We start from the raw sequence: 16371 nt of genomic DNA, 5'->3' as shown, positions 1-16371 counted from the left end.
TTGAAGCGAAGCAATGCGGATGCCGTTTAGAGCCAGCTTGCCATGAAGTTCAAATTGACTTGAGAACGTCTCGTCGCTGGTATCAGCAAGGTGAAGTCCAAGCTGACAAAAGGCCATATGCATCAGACCAGAGCCTGCTAACAAGCTGTCGCAGGAAGAGCGTGAGGTGTGTAACCGCTCTGAGTTCGCAAGCTTGCTTCCAACTCAAATCGTCCTGACACTGCTTGAGAGAGGTGAGTATATCGCCTCTGAGTCGATCTACTATTGAGTGCTGAGTACGCAGGGGCAACTTCACAAACGAGGTCGTCAGCGGAGCAGACAGAAGCAAACGAAGCCAACCAGTTACACAGCGACGGACTCGAACCAATTTTATGCATTGGATATCAATCACTTACCTTCAAGGGTTCGAGGCCAACACTATTACCTGTATGTCATTGAGGATATCTACAGTCGAAAAATTGTTGGTTATGAAGTGTATGAGCATGAATGCGGTGAGCTGGCGTCACAACTTCTGCAACGAACGTTGATGCGAGAGCAATGCTTCAATCAAGCACTGGTTCTTCACTCAGATAATGGTGCACCGATGAAGTCGCTGACGTTTAAAGCAAAAATGGAAGAGTTAGGTATTACCTCATCGTATAGCCGGCCAAGAGTCAGTGATGATAACCCGTATGTCGAGTCATTGTTCCGTACAGGAAAGTACATGCCAAGCTGGCCAGCAAAGGGCTTTGAAACAATCGATAGTAGTCGAAGTTGGGTTGAAGCCTTCGTACGCTGGTACAACACCGAGCATAAGCAGAGTAAGCTAAATTACGTCACGTCACGCCTTCAGAGCGTCACAATGGAAAAGATAAAGATATCTTGAAGCGTCGTGTAGAGGTATTGCTAGCAGCAAAACAGCGAAAGCTTGAGCGGTGGTCTGGTGATATCAGGAACTGTGCGCCTGTTGGTGACATTCACCTAAATCCAGAAAGAGAAGCTGCTTAATAAGCAAGAAAATGATGACAACTACCTTGAAAAACACCGGAATCCCAAGGCTATAATTTTGTAGATTATCAATATGGAATTTCGTTTACACCCGATTTCAGATAATAAGTGCGACAATCCCCTTTAAATTGAAGATTAGACAAAATTCAATCCTAGAAACTCACTCTAACTTTTACCAATCAATCAAGCTCATCTAAGCGGATAGAGCCCTTTCCTTATGTTTGGTGTTGTACTACAACTAGTGGATATACATTTATATTAATTAGGTTCTAGTTTGTTCGTCCTTTTACTGGTTTCGTAAGAATTCGTGTCGTCAATCGTTGATTTGGAGTATGTATGACTGGGAAGCCTCGGGCCATAAAGCTATCTTTAAGTATATTAATATTGTCACTCAGTGCAACAATAGCGTGTTGGTCTATGGCACGAAATTATGTTGAACGCAATGCTGAAAGCCGTTTTACTAATTATACCCAAGACGTTAAAGCGTTGATTCAAAATCGCATGTTGAATTATCAACAGGCCCTCTCAGGGGGCGTTGCTCTATTTGCTGCTTCTGAACAGGTCAATCGTGAGGAGTGGGCGAATTATATCGATAAGTTAAATCTTGGCTTGCATTATCCTGGTATACAGGGGATTGGTGTTTCAATTCCTATTTCGGCGCGAGATAAAGAGGCGCATGTGCAGCAAGTTCGGGCGGAAGGTTTTCCTCAGTATGAGATTAAACCTAAGGGGGCGCGAGATGAATACACGGCCATTATCTATTTGGAGCCTTTTGATGCTCGCAACCGGCAGGCATTTGGCTTTGACATGTATTCTGAAGCCGTTCGGCGTCAGGCTATGTCTACGGCAAGAGATACAGGAAGAGCTGCTTTATCCGGTAGGGTTGAGTTAGTTCAGGAGATTACTGAGGATAAACAAGCTGGTTTTTTGCTTTATTTACCTATCTACAAAACGCTTTATTCCCCTGATACAGTTGAAGAGCGAAGGGAGGCCTTTGTTGGTTATGTTTACAGCCCATTCCGCGCAAGAGATCTCATGCAAGGTATCCTTCAATCTAACGTCTCAACGGTAAGCTTTCGGTTATATGATGGCGCAGAAGACACCCCTAATAGTTTGCTGTATGACGGGAATAGCGCCTTAAGTATTGTGGACGAGCAATTCATATCGACATTTCGACGCTCGGAGGTGATTAATGTTGCAGGTCGAGATTGGACGATCATCTATACTTCTACCCCCGTGTTTGAAGCCGGTCTCGATTTTTCGCTGCCTCGTATTGTTGCTGGAACTGGGGGGCTCTTAAGTATTCTGTTTTTTTTCCTTTTTCGGATGTTGATTGTTTCACATCAAACAACTGAAAAGCTGCATCATGAGGCCTCGGCGAGGAGAGAAGCCGAAGGATCCCTTAAGAGCCTAAACCAGGAGTTAGAAAATCGTGTTAATGAACGCACTCAAGAACTAAAGCGACAAGAAGAGCTCAATCGAATGCTTTTAGAGAGTTTGAGTGAAGGGGTGGTGGCTTGTGGCGCGGACGGAAATTTAACTTTATTTAACCGTACAGCAAGAGAGTGGCATGGATCTGACCCATTACAGATTCCCCCCGAACTCTGGAGTAATTATTACAATTTATATGAAGGTGACGGGCGAACACCGATGGCGAAAGAAAACATACCGTTGCTTAGAGCATTTAATGGTGAGCATATTCAAAATGATCTACTTTGCATAATCGCTAATGGTCAAAGTCCCCGCTTCGTCTTGGCCAGTGGAGCTCCGATTTGTGATCTCGATGGTAAGCGCCTAGGTGCTGTGGTTGCTATGCACGACGTAACTGAAAATAGGCGTCATGAACGTCGTTTCATTGATATTTTTGAGTTTGCACCTGATGCCATACTGATAATAGAGAGGGGGGGTTGTATTACTCAGGCCAACAGCCATTCTGAGGTTGTTTTTAATTGGGGGAAAGATGTACTTAAAGGCCAATTAATAGATCGATTTTTACCTGGTATTTATTCAAATATCAATAGCTCTTTCTTCGAGAATGAAGAATTGGGTGAAGGAGCTCGTGTTGAGCAACTCTCTACCATGGCTAGACGTAAAGGGGGGATTGATTTTCCGGTTGACATTAGTTTAAGCCCTGTTGAGTCGGAAAAGGGCTTGCAGGTGGCCGTCGCTATTCGGGATATTACCCAGCGTGTTCAGTCAGAGAGGAAAAATAAAGAAGCGATGGCTATGCTGAATGCCATTGAAGATGGGGCATTTATCTTTGATCCAGAAACGCTTCGCCACAGCTATGTTAATGAAGGTGCCGTTTGTCAACTTGGTTATTCCAGAGAAGAGTTGTTGGATCTTACTGCCGTTGATTTCAAAGTTGAGTTCGATGAAAACCGTTACCGGAAGTTGCTTGAACCCTTGTTAAATGGCGAACAGCAGGTTGTCCATATTTCTACTGTTCATAAACATAAAGATGGTCATCTCATTCCAGTCGAAGTCAATCTTCAGTACATTTTTCTACCTGGAGGGAAAAGGCGTTGTATTTCAATGGTTAGGGACGTAACCGAACGTCATCAGGCTTTACGACAACTTGAGGAGGCAACCAAGCAGCAAAAAGCGGCCAATTTTGTCATAGAGCAGGAGCGTAAAAAACTTGCCCAACGGGTGTCTGAACGCACAGCGTCATTACGGTCAACAAATGAAAAGCTAGAGCAAGCTCGAATTGAGGCGGAACAAGCAAGCCATGCTAAATCGGCTTTCTTGGCGGCAATGAGCCACGAAATACGGACGCCAATGAACGGGGTTATTGGTATGTTAGAGGTTTTGTCACACAGTCAGCTGGAGTGCCATCAAGTTGATGAAGTTAAAACTATTCATGACTCTGCGTTTGCCCTGCTGAGGCTCATCGATGATATTTTAGATTTCTCAAAAATTGAAGCTGGTAAGCTAGATCTTGAAAAATTTCCGGTATCTGTCGAAGAACTTATAGAAGGGGTATGCTCCTCGCTTGTCTCCGTTTCTGAGAAGCAAGAGGTTGACTTGCAATTATTTATTGCCCCGATTTTTCCAAGTTATATTTTGTCTGATCCAATCCGGTTGCGGCAAATTTTCTATAATTTAATTGGTAATGCAATTAAGTTTAGTGGTGGTCGTAAGGAAAAACGAGGAGACGTCTCAGTCCGCGTGAACATTGTTGATAATAAAATGGTTGTCAATATCGAGGATAACGGCATTGGAATATCGTCGGATGCCTTAGCTATGTTATTTACTTCTTTCTCTCAAGCGGAGTCATCCACAACGCGTCGTTTTGGGGGGTCTGGGTTAGGATTGGCGATCTCGAAGCGCTTAGTGGACTTAATGGGCGGAGATATTAAAGTAAACAGTCAGTTAGGAGAAGGCTCTACGTTCACAGTTAGCTTACCTTTGGCAATTTATCAGAAAGAGATCATACCACCTTTATCGTTACTCTCAGAGACAAAGTGTATCCTAGTTGAGAACTCAGTATTTGATACTGACGCTCTACGAGTTTACCTCGAGCATTCGGGTGCTAATGTTCAAGTTGTTAGCACCCATTCCGAAGCGTTACGTATTGCTGAGTTGCTTGAAGAGGTTGTCGTTATAATTATTGGTCCGCAAAAACATGTCCCGGAACTTACCATCGCTTTTCTGAAAACATTGAAAAGTTCACGAATTGAAAGTGGGTATATTAGGCACTTGTTGATGACTCGAGATCAGCCTCGGCCCCTGAAATTTGAATCCCCTGAATTTGTTGCTCTAAATTGTAACCTATTGCGGCGAAAAGAGTTTTTACAGTCTGTTTCAGTGGCTGCCGGAATTGTTTCGCCTGAAATAATACTTGATCAAGTGGGGGAAGAGTCTCTGCCGTTAACTGCGGCACCGAGTGTGGCACAAGCCCGTGCAGAAGGACGGTTAATCTTGGTTGCAGAGGATGATAGCATCAACCGAAAAGTCATCCTTAAACAGTTGAGTCTACTAGGTTATGCGGCAGAGGTTGCTGAGAACGGATTGGTGGCTTATCAACTTTGGCAAGAGGGAAGTTATGCGTTGCTATTAACGGATTTACATATGCCGGAAATGGATGGTTATGCATTAACGGAAGCGATACGACAGGATAACTTGGAGAGGGCACAAAAACCTATCCTAGCTTTGACAGCCAACGCTTTGAGAGGTGAAAAGAGTCGAGCCAAGGCGGTAGGAATGAATGATTACCTTACAAAACCTGTCCAGCTTCATTTACTTAAAGAGGCTCTTGAAACATGGTTGCCCAACCAGAATGGAGTGCCTGAACTTGGATTACTTGAAGAGGAACAGCCTAGGGACTCTGAAATATTGACTGTCAGTAAGCTCGCTGAGCTTGTCGGAAATGAGCCAGCTGTTATGTGTGATTTTTTGACTGATTTTTTGAGTTTAATGACAAGACAGCAGGAACAGTTAAGAGCCGCTTCTTCCGCTAAGGATATTAGAGAAGTGAGCAGTATCGCTCATAAGCTCAAATCTTCATCTCGTTCAGTGGGCGCGATGAGATTAGGTGACTTGTGTGCCGAGCTTGAAAATGCTTGTACTATAGGTGATGTCGCAGTGGTGGAGTTGACCATGACTCTGTTAGATAAGTGTTTTGCAGAGACGGAAGAGGAAGTGATCTGCTACCTTGATAAAAAAATTATATAGGAGAAGTGTATGGCGATAATGTTGATTGACGATGAGCCGTTTTTAATGAAGTTGCTTGCTCATCAATTAAAGGATTTTGTGAATGAAAAGGTTGTTGTTCATCAATATGAACATGCTGTTGATGCTCTTCAAAAATTAGAAATGCATCCTGAAGAGGTAGAACTAATTTTTTGTGATCTGCAGATGCCAAAGATGGACGGAGTAGAGTTTGTCCGTCACTTGGGGCGTATAGGCTACCAGGGAGGTGTTATTTTGATGAGTGGTGAAGAACAAGCCATTCTAGACAGTGCTAAAAAGCTGGCAACCACTTATCAACTTAATATTTTTGGTTGTCTCCATAAGCCTTTTAGTCCCACTCAGTTAAAAGAAATTATTGAGCATCAGGCCGCTCATCTAGAGACGGAATGTTTTGATGACCTGAAAGAGTATTCTGAAGCTGATCTGCGTCGAGCTATTCAACAAGGTGAGCTAATCAATTACTACCAACCACAGGTCAGGCTTCGAGATGGTGAAATTGTCGGTGTAGAAGCTTTGGTACGTTGGCAACACCCTAAAGATGGCCTAGTGTTACCTGATAAATTTATCCCACTTGTTGAAGAGTATGGACTGATAGATGACTTGACGATGGTTGTCTTAGCTAATGCTCTGGAACAGAGCAAACGTTGGCAATCTGTGGGCGCAAAGCTTTGTATGTCAATCAATATTTCAATGGAAAGTCTGACGTCCTTGGAGTTTCCAGATAAGATTCAAAACATTGCACATGAGGCTAGAGTCCCATTGTCAAACTTAGTCTTGGAAGTAACGGAAAGCCGGCTGATGAATGATCGGCAGTTAGCGTTGGACATCCTGACACGACTGCGACTTAAAGGTGTTGCTTTATCTATTGATGACTTTGGGACGGGGTATTCCTCGTTGGCCCAGTTACGAGATATTCCATTCAGTGAGCTTAAGATCGACCGAAGTTTTGTGCATGGGGCCCATAAAAATAAGTCTTTACGCGTGATTTTTGAAGCCAGTTTCAAGATGGCCCAGCAATTAGGAATGCAGACCGTGGCTGAGGGAGTGGAAGATCTTGAGGATTGGGTGTATTTACGTAAGATAGGGTGTGATGTCGCACAGGGTTACTTTATTGCCAAGCCAATGTCTGAAAATCATTTATCTCGATGGTTAGATGAATGGGAAGGCGTCGAGAGCTAACCCTCAATTCAAGAGTAAATGGTGTCAATATTGAATCACTTATGCACCTCTGCCGTACTTTTCCTCCTAAATCATTTGCAAGTCTAAATATCTAGTCTAGAATTCAAATCATAAATAAAACAATAACTTATATTAAGGGGGCTACGGAATGAAAAAATGGCTTAAATCTACAGTCATCGGCTTATTTGTGGTTGGCTCTACGCCAGCTATAACAGCCCCTTCTGTTCTCAAAGTATATCTAGACTCGGATCGAACCGTGCATCTAGCCTCAGCGGAGGCAATAGAAATGGGTGTAAAAACGGCTTTTTCTCAGCATGGTAATCAACTTTTTGGCATTCCAGTAGAGTTCGAAGTACTTGACCATCGTGGGAATACGGCGCGAAGCAAGCTCAATATGCAGCGCTACCAGAAAGACCCTAATGGAATTGTTTTCTTCGCCGGGTTGCATTCTTCCCCCCTGATAAAATATCGCGATTATATCAATGAAAGTGAACTGTTGATTTTGGTGCCATGGGCTGCAGGCGGTCCTATAACTCGCTACCCGTCTGAGAAGAATTTCGTATTTCGCCTCTCTGTTGACGACACAAAAGTTGGGGGGAAACTGGTCTCAACAGCAATCAATAATGGTTGCCAATCTGTTGACTTATTATTAGAAAAAACGCCTTGGGGTAAGTCTAATTACAAAACGATTTTCCAATCAGTAGCCGACCACAGCACACACTTAAAAGCTCGGGTTACTTGGTTTAATTGGGGAATTGACGAGGCTCTGGCTCGTGTGATAGCCGCCGAGCTTAATCGAACCGGCGTTGAATGTGTCCTGTTTGTAGGGAATTCACGAGAAGGCCCCTTATTAGTCAAAGCTCTCTCTGATCTTGAACAACCACCAAAAATTTTCAGTCATTGGGGGATCACCGGAGGTGGTTTCTCTCAGCGAGTTTCATTTGATGCTCGCCAGAGAACTGCCTTAAGCTTTGTTCAATCTTGTTTTAATTTTTATAGCTCTCCGGAGAACGATCTATCGAAGGAGGTATACCGCCAAGCTACGGCGCTATTCCCTGATAAGTTTACAAATGATTTTATTGACGCCCCAGCTGGCTTTGTGCATGGCTATGATCTGGCTAAAGTATTTATTCAAGCCGCACAAAGTATCACCCTCACCGATGATATGGTGAATAATCGACAGCTACTTAAGCTGGCGTTGGAGCAGATGGACACACCGGTTCAAGGTTTGCTAAAGACGTATGAACAACCATTTAGCGTTTATGACGTGGCACATCCTGATGCTCATGAGGCGCTAGGAGCCGATGATTTGTGCATGGCGAGGTACACTCAAGTGGGAGCCATCAAGCTGTTAGATTCAGCTAAGATTAATAAGGCAGATTAATGATCTATAAAACTCGACCAAAACTCAGTGGTATTCAGCTTTACGGTGTATTTTTGTTTATCTCGATGGTTGTGTTCGCTCTTATCACTTATGGACTTTTAGAGCAGCAAGCTCAGCAATCAATAAGAAACCTGGAGAAAATCAATACCTCAATTAAACTAAGTACGGCAGAGAGTTATATTAGCCAATCCCTGAATAATACCGAAAATTTAGCGATGAAAATTGCCTCACATCAAGTGGTGATTTCTACCGCTTTAGGGGGGGGGCTACACCACAAGAGATTAGTGATAGACTAGCAATCGTGAAACCAGTGACGGGTAAGCACTATATTGTGATCTTGGATATTCTTGGTGACCCAATTTATCAAGAGTTAACCTTACCGGATGAACTGTTCGCTCAACTGCACACTAAGATTGAACAAGGAGATCTATCGAGTGTGTTTAGGGTATTTACCTTTCAAGATGATAGTAATAACTTAATGGTTGCTCTTCCAATACTGTACAACGGTTTTCTAGAAGGTTTACTTGTGTATGTGAAGCCATTTGATATTGACGCCTTTTTATCACCGTTGAGGTTCTCCGAACAATATCAAGTAAGTTTAATTCAAAGCGATAATAGTTGGGGTATGCCTCCCCCAATTGATTGGACGCAACATACAACATACCTCCCTAGATACGACTTGGATTTAGTTTACAGTATTAACCCTGCTATCTATCAAAACAATCGTAACCAATTTATCCGTTCACTCATCGTTGCGTTATCGATAGCTGGTGCGTTGACATATATATTGGTCTATTTTACAGGTAAAAAGCTCCTCATATCTCCTTATCAGTCACTAGAAAAGTCTGAGCGCCGATTAAAAAAAGTAGCCATTGAAGCCCAAACCGCAAGTGTCGCTAAATCACAATTTATAGCCTCTATTAGTCATGAGTTGAGAACCCCTATGAACGGGGTTTTGGGGGCAGCTCAACTGCTGACACAGTGTAAAAATAAAGATGAGCGTCATGAGCTTGAACAAACCTTGCTCTCTTCCGGGCACCATATGATCTCAATTCTCAACGATATACTAGATTTTTCTAAAATTGAGGTTGGTAAGCTGACGCTTAATCTTTCTGAATTTAAACTGGCTGACCTACACAATAAAATTGAAAATAGTTATCGACCCTTATGCTTAGATAAAGGTATAACGTTTGAAGGAACGGCCTATTCTGAAACATCAATACACCTAGTTGCCGATGAGACCCGGTTAGCACAGATAGCTCTTAATCTTCTCAATAATGCGTGGAAGTTTACTCAAAAAGGGGAGATCCATTTTTCTACCCGGCTCACGCAAATGAATAACAACGATTATCTAGAAATTAAGGTGTCTGATACGGGAATTGGTATCCCCGCAGAGAAACAAGCAACGATATTTGACCCATTCACTCAGGGCGATGGGAAAACTACGCGTAAATTTGGCGGGACTGGACTTGGCTTAACTATTATTTCCAAGCTCGTAGATACTATGCATGGCACGCTTAACTTGGAAAGTAAAGTAGGTGTAGGGACACGCTTTATCATTTGCGTGCCTGTCAAAGTTGTATCACAGCCTAGAGAGCAAATAAATGAACCAATGAAGTTATTTAATGGCGAAGGGCTGAAAGCTTTGATTGTTGAAGACAATCGTGTAAATAGCATCATCCTATCTAAATTCCTAAAGAAAAGAGGTTTTAAGTGTGATATTGCCCTTGACGGACAAAAAGGTTTTGAGCAAGCGAGCAGAACCTTTTATGACGTAATCATGATGGATAACCATATGCCTATTATGGATGGTACTGAGGCTACGAAACGTATTAAGGCTTTATCTTCACCCTATAGTGATAGCATCGTCATCGCTTGTACCGCTGATGCCTTCGAGGAAAACCTAACTAAAATGCGTGAGGTTGGCTGCGCAGAAATCATCACAAAACCAGTCAATGAGGGGGTGTTAGATTCGGTCTTTAATCAATATCTGTCAAACCAAGCTGTAGAAAAGGCCAACAGTCCATAAATTAATCTGCATGACTAGCTTTGGGCACAGAGAGAAATGTTAGGTATAAAAAGCATAGTTTTCATATTCAGTTTGGTTGTGTAACAGTAATCTTATGCTCCGGGCGTTTTTGCGGGGAGGTCACTATTGCCCAGCTCTTTCTAAAATTCCTCGACACCATTATCTCAGTTTTTTCCCAAAAAGATTGACAATCGCTGTTCTAACGCCATGAGCTTATAGTGTACATACTTGTCGCCGAGTTTGGTTATCCGGTTTAACTTAGGCTTTTACTCGTGAAACATTATTTCGGAACCAAGCAAATAAACCGCAGTTTTTATTAAATAGAGAACCTTTTGCTTTTGGAAGCGAGTGTCATTGTAGCGGTTTGGCAGCTAATTCCTTAATTCTTCATGACTCGTTGAATATTGGCAGCGCTAAACACATACGCTTGAGCGGGTAGCTTGCTATGAGTAAGTATATAACCAATGTGGTTCAATGGAACTAAATCAAGAACCTACGATCTGGTCAGCTACATCCACTCTCTCTCGCAGCCCTATTCCTAAACCTCTTTACAAAACAACCAACTGGAAGCAATACAACCAATCACTCATTAACCGTGGTTCTCTGACCTTTTGGTTTGATGAAGAGGCGATAAGCGGTTGGGCGCAAAGCAAACAGAATAAGCGCGGGAGACCACGTCGGTTCAGTGATTTGGCTATCACGACAGCACTCATGGTGAAACGCGTGTTTTCTATGCCACTGAGAGCGCTTGCATATTTCGGAGCATTCCGATCAGTCATTTCGGGATTATCCGATCACCCATTTCGGTTTAAACCGATCACTGATTCCGCGATTATCCGATCACTTTTAGCCTAACTCCGAAATCGGTGATCGGAATAGCGAAAACCGCGATCGGAATGCCCGAAATCCTTCCTTTTTCTCTTTTAAATCAATAGCTCGCTATTCTTTACTTCTTAAACAAGAACGTAAGGAAGCGACAATGGCCAAAAAGAGAACTCCAATGAACAAAATCAAAGAGGTATTACGCCTTAAGTACGACTGCGGTCTCTCCAATCGTGGTATCGCTTCTTGCCTGAAACTCGGCCCGTCCACCATATCGGAACTCCTTACTCGCTTTAAACAAAGCCAACTTGGCTGGCCTCTACCCGAAAGTTGCAGCGATGCTGATCTCACGCAAGCGCTGTATCACGGCAAGAAAGCCAGTCGCGATAAAGTCATGCCAGACTTCACTCAATACGCAGTCGAACTCAGACGTAAAGGCATGACGAAGATGTTGTTGTGGCAGGAATACCATGAGCAATATCAAGAACAAGCTTACGCTTACACTCAGTTCTGCGAGCACTTCACTCGTTGGTTCAAAACTCAAAAGCGCAGCATGCGCCAGCTCCATGTGGCAGGTGACAAGCTGTTTATCGATTACTGTGGGCCTCGGCTTCAAGTGGTCAACCCTGATACAGGTGAAGTGCGCGAAGCAGAAGTGTTCGTGGCGACCTTAGGTGCGTCCAATTACACCTATGTTGAAGCCTTCCCGAGTCAAGGTAAGTCTTACTGGTTAGAGGCGCATGCCAATGCGTTCGAGCACTTCGGTGGTGTACCACAGCTCTTGGTTCCCGATAATCTACGTAGCGCGGTCACCAAAGCCAATCGTTATGAGCCGAGACTTAACGACAGTTATCAAAAACTGGCGAATCACTATCAAACCGCAGTGATGCCAGCTCGCCCTTACAAACCGAAAGACAAAGCCAAGGCAGAGAATGCCGTGCTCCTAGTGGAACGCTGGATCATGATGCGACTACGACATCAAACCTTCCATACCTTCAAAGAGCTGAACCTTGCCATCCGTGAGCTTATGAATGACTTAAACGAACGTGAGATGAAACAGTATGGTGCGAGCCGCAAAGCGCTGTTCGACAAACTCGATAAGCCAGCGTTAAAGCCGCTACCTAAGCAGCGATACCTCTATACCGAAACCAAGCGAGCCAAGGTTGGGCCTGATTATCACATAGAATATCGCCGCCACTACTACTCGGTGCCACATCAACTTGTTGGTCACCATGTCGAACTGGAAGCCTCCAACCGTCTGGTGCAGATCTACCATCAAGGTAACTTGGTAGCCCAGCATCCACGCAGCCAAAGAGAGCGCGGAAACAGCACCCAACCAGAGCACATGCCGAGTAATCATCAACATCAGAAGTGGTCGCCTGGACGCCTGCTCAACTGGGGAGCCAATATCGGCCCAGCCACACGAGAAGTCATCAATAAGATGCTCTACTCCAAGCCTCATCCAGAGCAGTCGTATCGCTCCTGCCTTGGGCTGCTCAATCTGAGTAAAGCGCATGGCGAGTCGCGCTTAGAGCAAGCCTGTAAAGATGCGCTGATGCTGACAAAACCGAACTACACCTTCATCAACAATCTGCTGAAGAACAATCGTGAAGGACAACTGAGCAAAGACAACACGAGCACGCCGAACCTTGTTCATAGCAATGTCCGTGGCCCGAACTGTTATCACTAGGAGAAATACAAATGAACGCACTGAACGACCAACTCAAAACCCTCCGCTTGAGCCATGCAGTGAAAGCGTTAGAGCAGCAACAAGAACAACTGAGCACCTACGCAGAGCTGGACTTCGAGGAAAGGCTAAGCCTACTTCTGGAAAGTGAAATCTTGAATCGCAATCAGACAAAAATCCAACGCTTAAAACGGCAAGCCAAACTGAGAGTGGATGCTCAGCCGAGCCAACTCATCTACAAGGAGGGACGAAATCTCAATCGTAAACAGATGAGCGAACTTCTAACGGGCAGTTATCTACATAAGCACCAGAATATCTTGATCACAGGCCCAACAGGTGCTGGCAAAACGTATCTTGGCTGCGCACTGGCAACCAGTGCCTGCGACCAACAACACACGGTCAGATACTACCGATTAACTCGCCTGCTTGATGACCTGACCGCAGGTCGTCTGGACGGTAGCTATCAAAAGCAACTTCAATCGTTGGCTAAGAAAGCTCTACTAATCCTCGACGACTGGGGGATGGAAAAGCTAACCCAAGAGCATGCAGGTCACTTATTAGAAGTGCTTGAAGATCGTTACCAAAACAGCAGCACGATCGTCATCAGTCAGTTACCTGTAAAGGAGTGGTACAACATGATCGGTAACGCCACTGTCGCAGACGCTCTAATGGATCGGCTGGTACACAATAGTCATCGAATAGAACTAGGAGGTGAGTCGATGAGAAAACTGGCGCAATCCGATCACTTAGAGTAAAAATAGGAAGAGAGAAAAACGGCAGGATCAAGTGATCGGAATAAACCGAAACGAGCGATCGCAATCACCGAAATACGCAGCGCTACAAGGATTTGTCGACTCGCTATTTAGATTTCCATGTTCCATTAAGTTGTCCACATTACACCTGCATCAGCGTAGAGCTAAGCAAGTTGGGGTCTCATTTAAGGAGCAATACAGCACCTAGCCACTGATGTTACTGGCCTTAAGGTTTATGGCGAAAGCACATATTGCAGTCGATACAAGCACTCATGAAATTATTGCAGCCGAGCTAAGTTTATCGACGGTTACAGATGGAGAAGTCCTCCCTAACTTACTGAAACAAACACGCCGAAGCCTCCTTGAGGTGTCTGGTGATGGCGCTCACGACACGAGAGCGTGGCACGCAGCTATTAAGATTAAGCGAGTCAGAAGGAACAACCTTCTGGGAGCGTGGTCACCCCCAAAATCTCGCCGTGGGTTGCCAGAAGTTATACGGCTCACATAAGTATTGGAAAGAGCGGTATGGATACCACAGACGTTCACTGTCAGAAACAGCGATGTATCGAGTTAAACAGTTGCTAGGAGGGCGATTGAGCTTAAGAAATTACAATGCCCAGGTGGGTGAAACTTACGCGATGATAAAAGCGTTGAACAAGCTTACTGGGTTAGGTATGCCTGAAACTTGTCGTATTGACTAAAAAGCATGCGAAACGGGGTAGCTCTATCTCTAAATTTAATTACGCAACAAAACCGCTCTTAGGATTTCTCGATGCCGCTAAAAATTGTCATAAGTTTTGCGTTCACTCTTATCGTGAGCGAGACATATTCTATTTCGCCCCTGTTTCTTTGCTTCATATAAAGCATTATCCGCTAGCTTAATCACCTCTTTGACTGTCTCCGCTTGTGAGAGGCTAGCGCATCCTATAGAGATGGTCACTTGCTGATCTGATTCGTATTCTAGGGGGGCTGTGAGGTTTTGTTCACTCACCAATATTCTTAAGTTATCAGCGATCTTGCTGGCGATTTCAAGATCTGTTTGAAGAAGTAAAATAGTGAATTCCTCTCCACCATAACGACAAACTAGATCAGAAGAGCGTGTATTTTTTTTCAGAACATTAGCGACGAGCTGCAAAACTTTGTCCCCTAGTAAGTGCCCATAGGTATCATTGAATTGCTTAAAAAAATCAATATCTATTAATAGTAAACTATTTATTTCCTGGTTCAGGTTTTGTTGCTCAAATACTGCTTGGATTTTTTGATCGAACTCTGATCGGTTATACAATCCAGTTAACCGGTCAGTAATTGCGGATTTATGGAGTTGTTTTTCAAGGAGGCGTCTACGTTTATCGAATTGCTCATAAGTAATACCACTAGCCAGCATTGTAAAGGTGATATACGTACAGACCACCACTACATAGATAGCAAAACCGCTGGTTTCATCCTCCAAAATATAAGTGGTGAGAAAGCCGCCAGCTAGGCAAAATAACAACCCAAAGATTAACTGCGTACGCGCTATTTTCGCTCCTAAAGTAGGTAATAAGAGTGTTTTAAGTGCGCCTCGGTGGGCTGTGAGACCAAAAATTGATATGGTTAAAAAGAACCCTAATATAGTGGTGACCGGAGACATCTGGCCATAAAATGAATCAATACCATAAGCGTAACCAACGGCTGAGACAAATGGGAGGAAAATAGCGGTAATGGCAAAAATTTGTATTAGATACCAAGGACGTCTATTTAAGAGGAAAAAAATGGCTATGACAGCAAAAAGTTGCATTACTGATGTATTAAACCCCATCTCGATGGGAGACTCTGCGTGAAGTGGGGTATCAAAAAAGATGAAATAACTTAGAACAGGGTCAATTAAATTAATTCCAGTACTTTGTTGATAGAAACGAATGACAAGTATGAAAAAAGCAAGGCTTACGAGGCTTCTGGTTATCTTCAGACTCTTTTTCCGCCAAATACAGGCGCAAGAAAGAAGTAAAAAGATAAAAGCAGTTATAGGATGCGTAGCTGCCCCATGGCTTGTTGGTCGATAGAGCCATTTAATATCAAAAAGATAGGAAGCTAAAATGAGAACAGACAAAGCTGCAATCACCTTGCAGAAAACTTGGCTGTAAAAAAGAGTGAGTGAAGTGAGTGCTCGTTTTTTTTTTGCCATTTATATATCGCCTTCATTGGGTGTCTTAGGACTTAACTTTTATAGATAATGATTCAATCTAGGAGATTTTTCCCAAATACTGCGTTTAATATTATCATTAATAAGGATGGGGATCCCGCCTTCGGTTTCAGGCCTATCGAACTAACTTAAACAAGGCTTCTGTTTCGTTTCTATATGAATATTGATCTTGTTGTTAACAACAAGATCAAATCTTCCTACTGCAGGAGGGGGGAAAGAAGCGACTATTTCGCGATCAAGAAATCATCAAGTGATTTACCAGCATCAAGCTGTTCTTGAATTATGGAAGGGGTGCGACTTTGACCAGTCCATGTTTGTGCTCTGCCGTTCCCGTCGGTGTATCTATATTTAGCAGGGCGAGGCTTACGTTTACCTTTTGTGTTCTTTTTTGATTTTCCTGATAGAGCTTCTATGAGAGCTTCAACATCAACCTTGATGTGATTTACGATTTCAGCGAATTTTGTTTCTTGGCGTTTAAGAAAGACGGTCGTTAACTTCTTAAGTGCTTCTTCAAGTTCCTCAAGTGTTAATTCACGAGAGAACGCCCGAAGCGAGCGGATATTAAGGGCTTTGTTGCGTAATTCAATGGAACTAAATCAAGAACCTACGATCTGATCAGCTACGTCCACTCTCTCGTAGCCCTATTCCTAAACC

General features: G+C 43.6%; 9 protein-coding genes and 3 pseudogenes. 10 read left to right on the top strand and 2 right to left on the bottom strand.

Features of this window, described 5'->3' with window-relative positions; translation table 11 throughout:
• The 10 genes and pseudogenes from AB6D07_RS21310 to AB6D07_RS21265 all read left to right on the top strand — a co-directional run.
• A pseudogene (locus AB6D07_RS21310) lies at positions 1 to 987 on the top strand (transposase); the annotation flags it as partial.
• 417 nt (positions 988 to 1404) lie between these two features.
• Positions 1405 to 5664, top strand: coding sequence for a CHASE domain-containing protein (locus AB6D07_RS21305; RefSeq protein ID WP_231904336.1), 4260 nt, complete (start codon positions 1405 to 1407; stop codon positions 5662 to 5664).
• Positions 5665 to 5673: 9 nt separating this feature from the next.
• Complete coding sequence (locus AB6D07_RS21300; RefSeq protein WP_017097882.1) at positions 5674 to 6861, top strand: EAL domain-containing protein; 1188 nt, start codon at positions 5674 to 5676, stop codon at positions 6859 to 6861.
• A 148-nt stretch (positions 6862 to 7009) separates the two neighbouring features.
• A complete protein-coding gene (locus AB6D07_RS21295; protein ID WP_017100852.1) occupies positions 7010 to 8245 on the top strand; it encodes an ABC transporter substrate-binding protein in 1236 nt (411 codons plus the stop codon).
• Complete coding sequence (locus tag AB6D07_RS21290) at positions 8245 to 8541, top strand: hypothetical protein (protein WP_372092080.1); 297 nt, start codon at positions 8245 to 8247, stop codon at positions 8539 to 8541. The genes AB6D07_RS21295 and AB6D07_RS21290 overlap by 1 nt, the downstream gene beginning before the upstream one ends.
• 5 nt (positions 8542 to 8546) lie before the next feature.
• The gene (locus AB6D07_RS21285; RefSeq protein WP_372092082.1) at positions 8547 to 10274 is read left to right on the top strand and encodes an ATP-binding protein; all 1728 of its coding nucleotides are present in this window, start codon (positions 8547 to 8549) and stop codon (positions 10272 to 10274) included.
• 534 nt (positions 10275 to 10808) lie between these two features.
• A pseudogene (locus tag AB6D07_RS21280) lies at positions 10809 to 11033 on the top strand (transposase); the annotation flags it as partial.
• A 220-nt stretch (positions 11034 to 11253) separates the two neighbouring features.
• The gene (gene istA / locus AB6D07_RS21275) at positions 11254 to 12786 is read left to right on the top strand and encodes an IS21 family transposase (protein ID WP_017101221.1); all 1533 of its coding nucleotides are present in this window, start codon (positions 11254 to 11256) and stop codon (positions 12784 to 12786) included.
• Positions 12787 to 12797: 11 nt separating this feature from the next.
• On the top strand, positions 12798 to 13538 hold the full coding sequence (istB, locus tag AB6D07_RS21270) for an IS21-like element ISVch3 family helper ATPase IstB (protein WP_011988345.1): 741 nt from the start codon (positions 12798 to 12800) through the stop codon (positions 13536 to 13538).
• 79 nt (positions 13539 to 13617) lie between these two features.
• A pseudogene (locus AB6D07_RS21265) lies at positions 13618 to 14236 on the top strand (transposase); the annotation flags it as partial.
• 77 nt (positions 14237 to 14313) lie between these two features.
• Here AB6D07_RS21265 and AB6D07_RS21260 read toward each other — a convergent pair.
• Both AB6D07_RS21260 and AB6D07_RS21255 read right to left on the bottom strand, forming a co-directional pair.
• Positions 14314 to 15699, bottom strand: coding sequence for a GGDEF domain-containing protein (locus tag AB6D07_RS21260; RefSeq protein ID WP_017101793.1), 1386 nt, complete (start codon positions 15697 to 15699; stop codon positions 14314 to 14316).
• A gap of 242 nt (positions 15700 to 15941) precedes the next feature.
• Positions 15942 to 16304 carry an H-NS family nucleoid-associated regulatory protein gene (locus tag AB6D07_RS21255; RefSeq protein ID WP_069595600.1) on the bottom strand — a complete coding sequence of 121 codons (363 nt, stop codon included), beginning with the start codon at positions 16302 to 16304 and terminating at the stop codon, positions 15942 to 15944.
• Between the last annotated feature and the right edge of the window lie 67 nt (positions 16305 to 16371).

Source organism: Vibrio sp. 10N.239.312.C11 (assembly GCF_041466065.1).
Classification (GTDB): domain Bacteria; phylum Pseudomonadota; class Gammaproteobacteria; order Enterobacterales; family Vibrionaceae; genus Vibrio; species Vibrio tasmaniensis_A.
Note: the sequence above shows the minus strand (reverse complement) of the source record. Positions and strands in the feature narration are given on the sequence as shown.

Coding starts and splice junctions, on each gene's coding strand:
- AB6D07_RS21260 (WP_017101793.1), bottom strand. CDS start 15,699: ATGGCAAAAAAAAAACGAGCACTCACTTCACTCACTCTTTTTTACAGC.
- AB6D07_RS21300 (WP_017097882.1), top strand. CDS start 5,674: ATGGCGATAATGTTGATTGACGATGAGCCGTTTTTAATGAAGTTGCTT.
- AB6D07_RS21295 (WP_017100852.1), top strand. CDS start 7,010: ATGAAAAAATGGCTTAAATCTACAGTCATCGGCTTATTTGTGGTTGGC.
- istA (WP_017101221.1), top strand. CDS start 11,254: ATGGCCAAAAAGAGAACTCCAATGAACAAAATCAAAGAGGTATTACGC.
- AB6D07_RS21305 (WP_231904336.1), top strand. CDS start 1,405: ATGGCACGAAATTATGTTGAACGCAATGCTGAAAGCCGTTTTACTAAT.
- istB (WP_011988345.1), top strand. CDS start 12,798: ATGAACGCACTGAACGACCAACTCAAAACCCTCCGCTTGAGCCATGCA.
- AB6D07_RS21290 (WP_372092080.1), top strand. CDS start 8,245: ATGATCTATAAAACTCGACCAAAACTCAGTGGTATTCAGCTTTACGGT.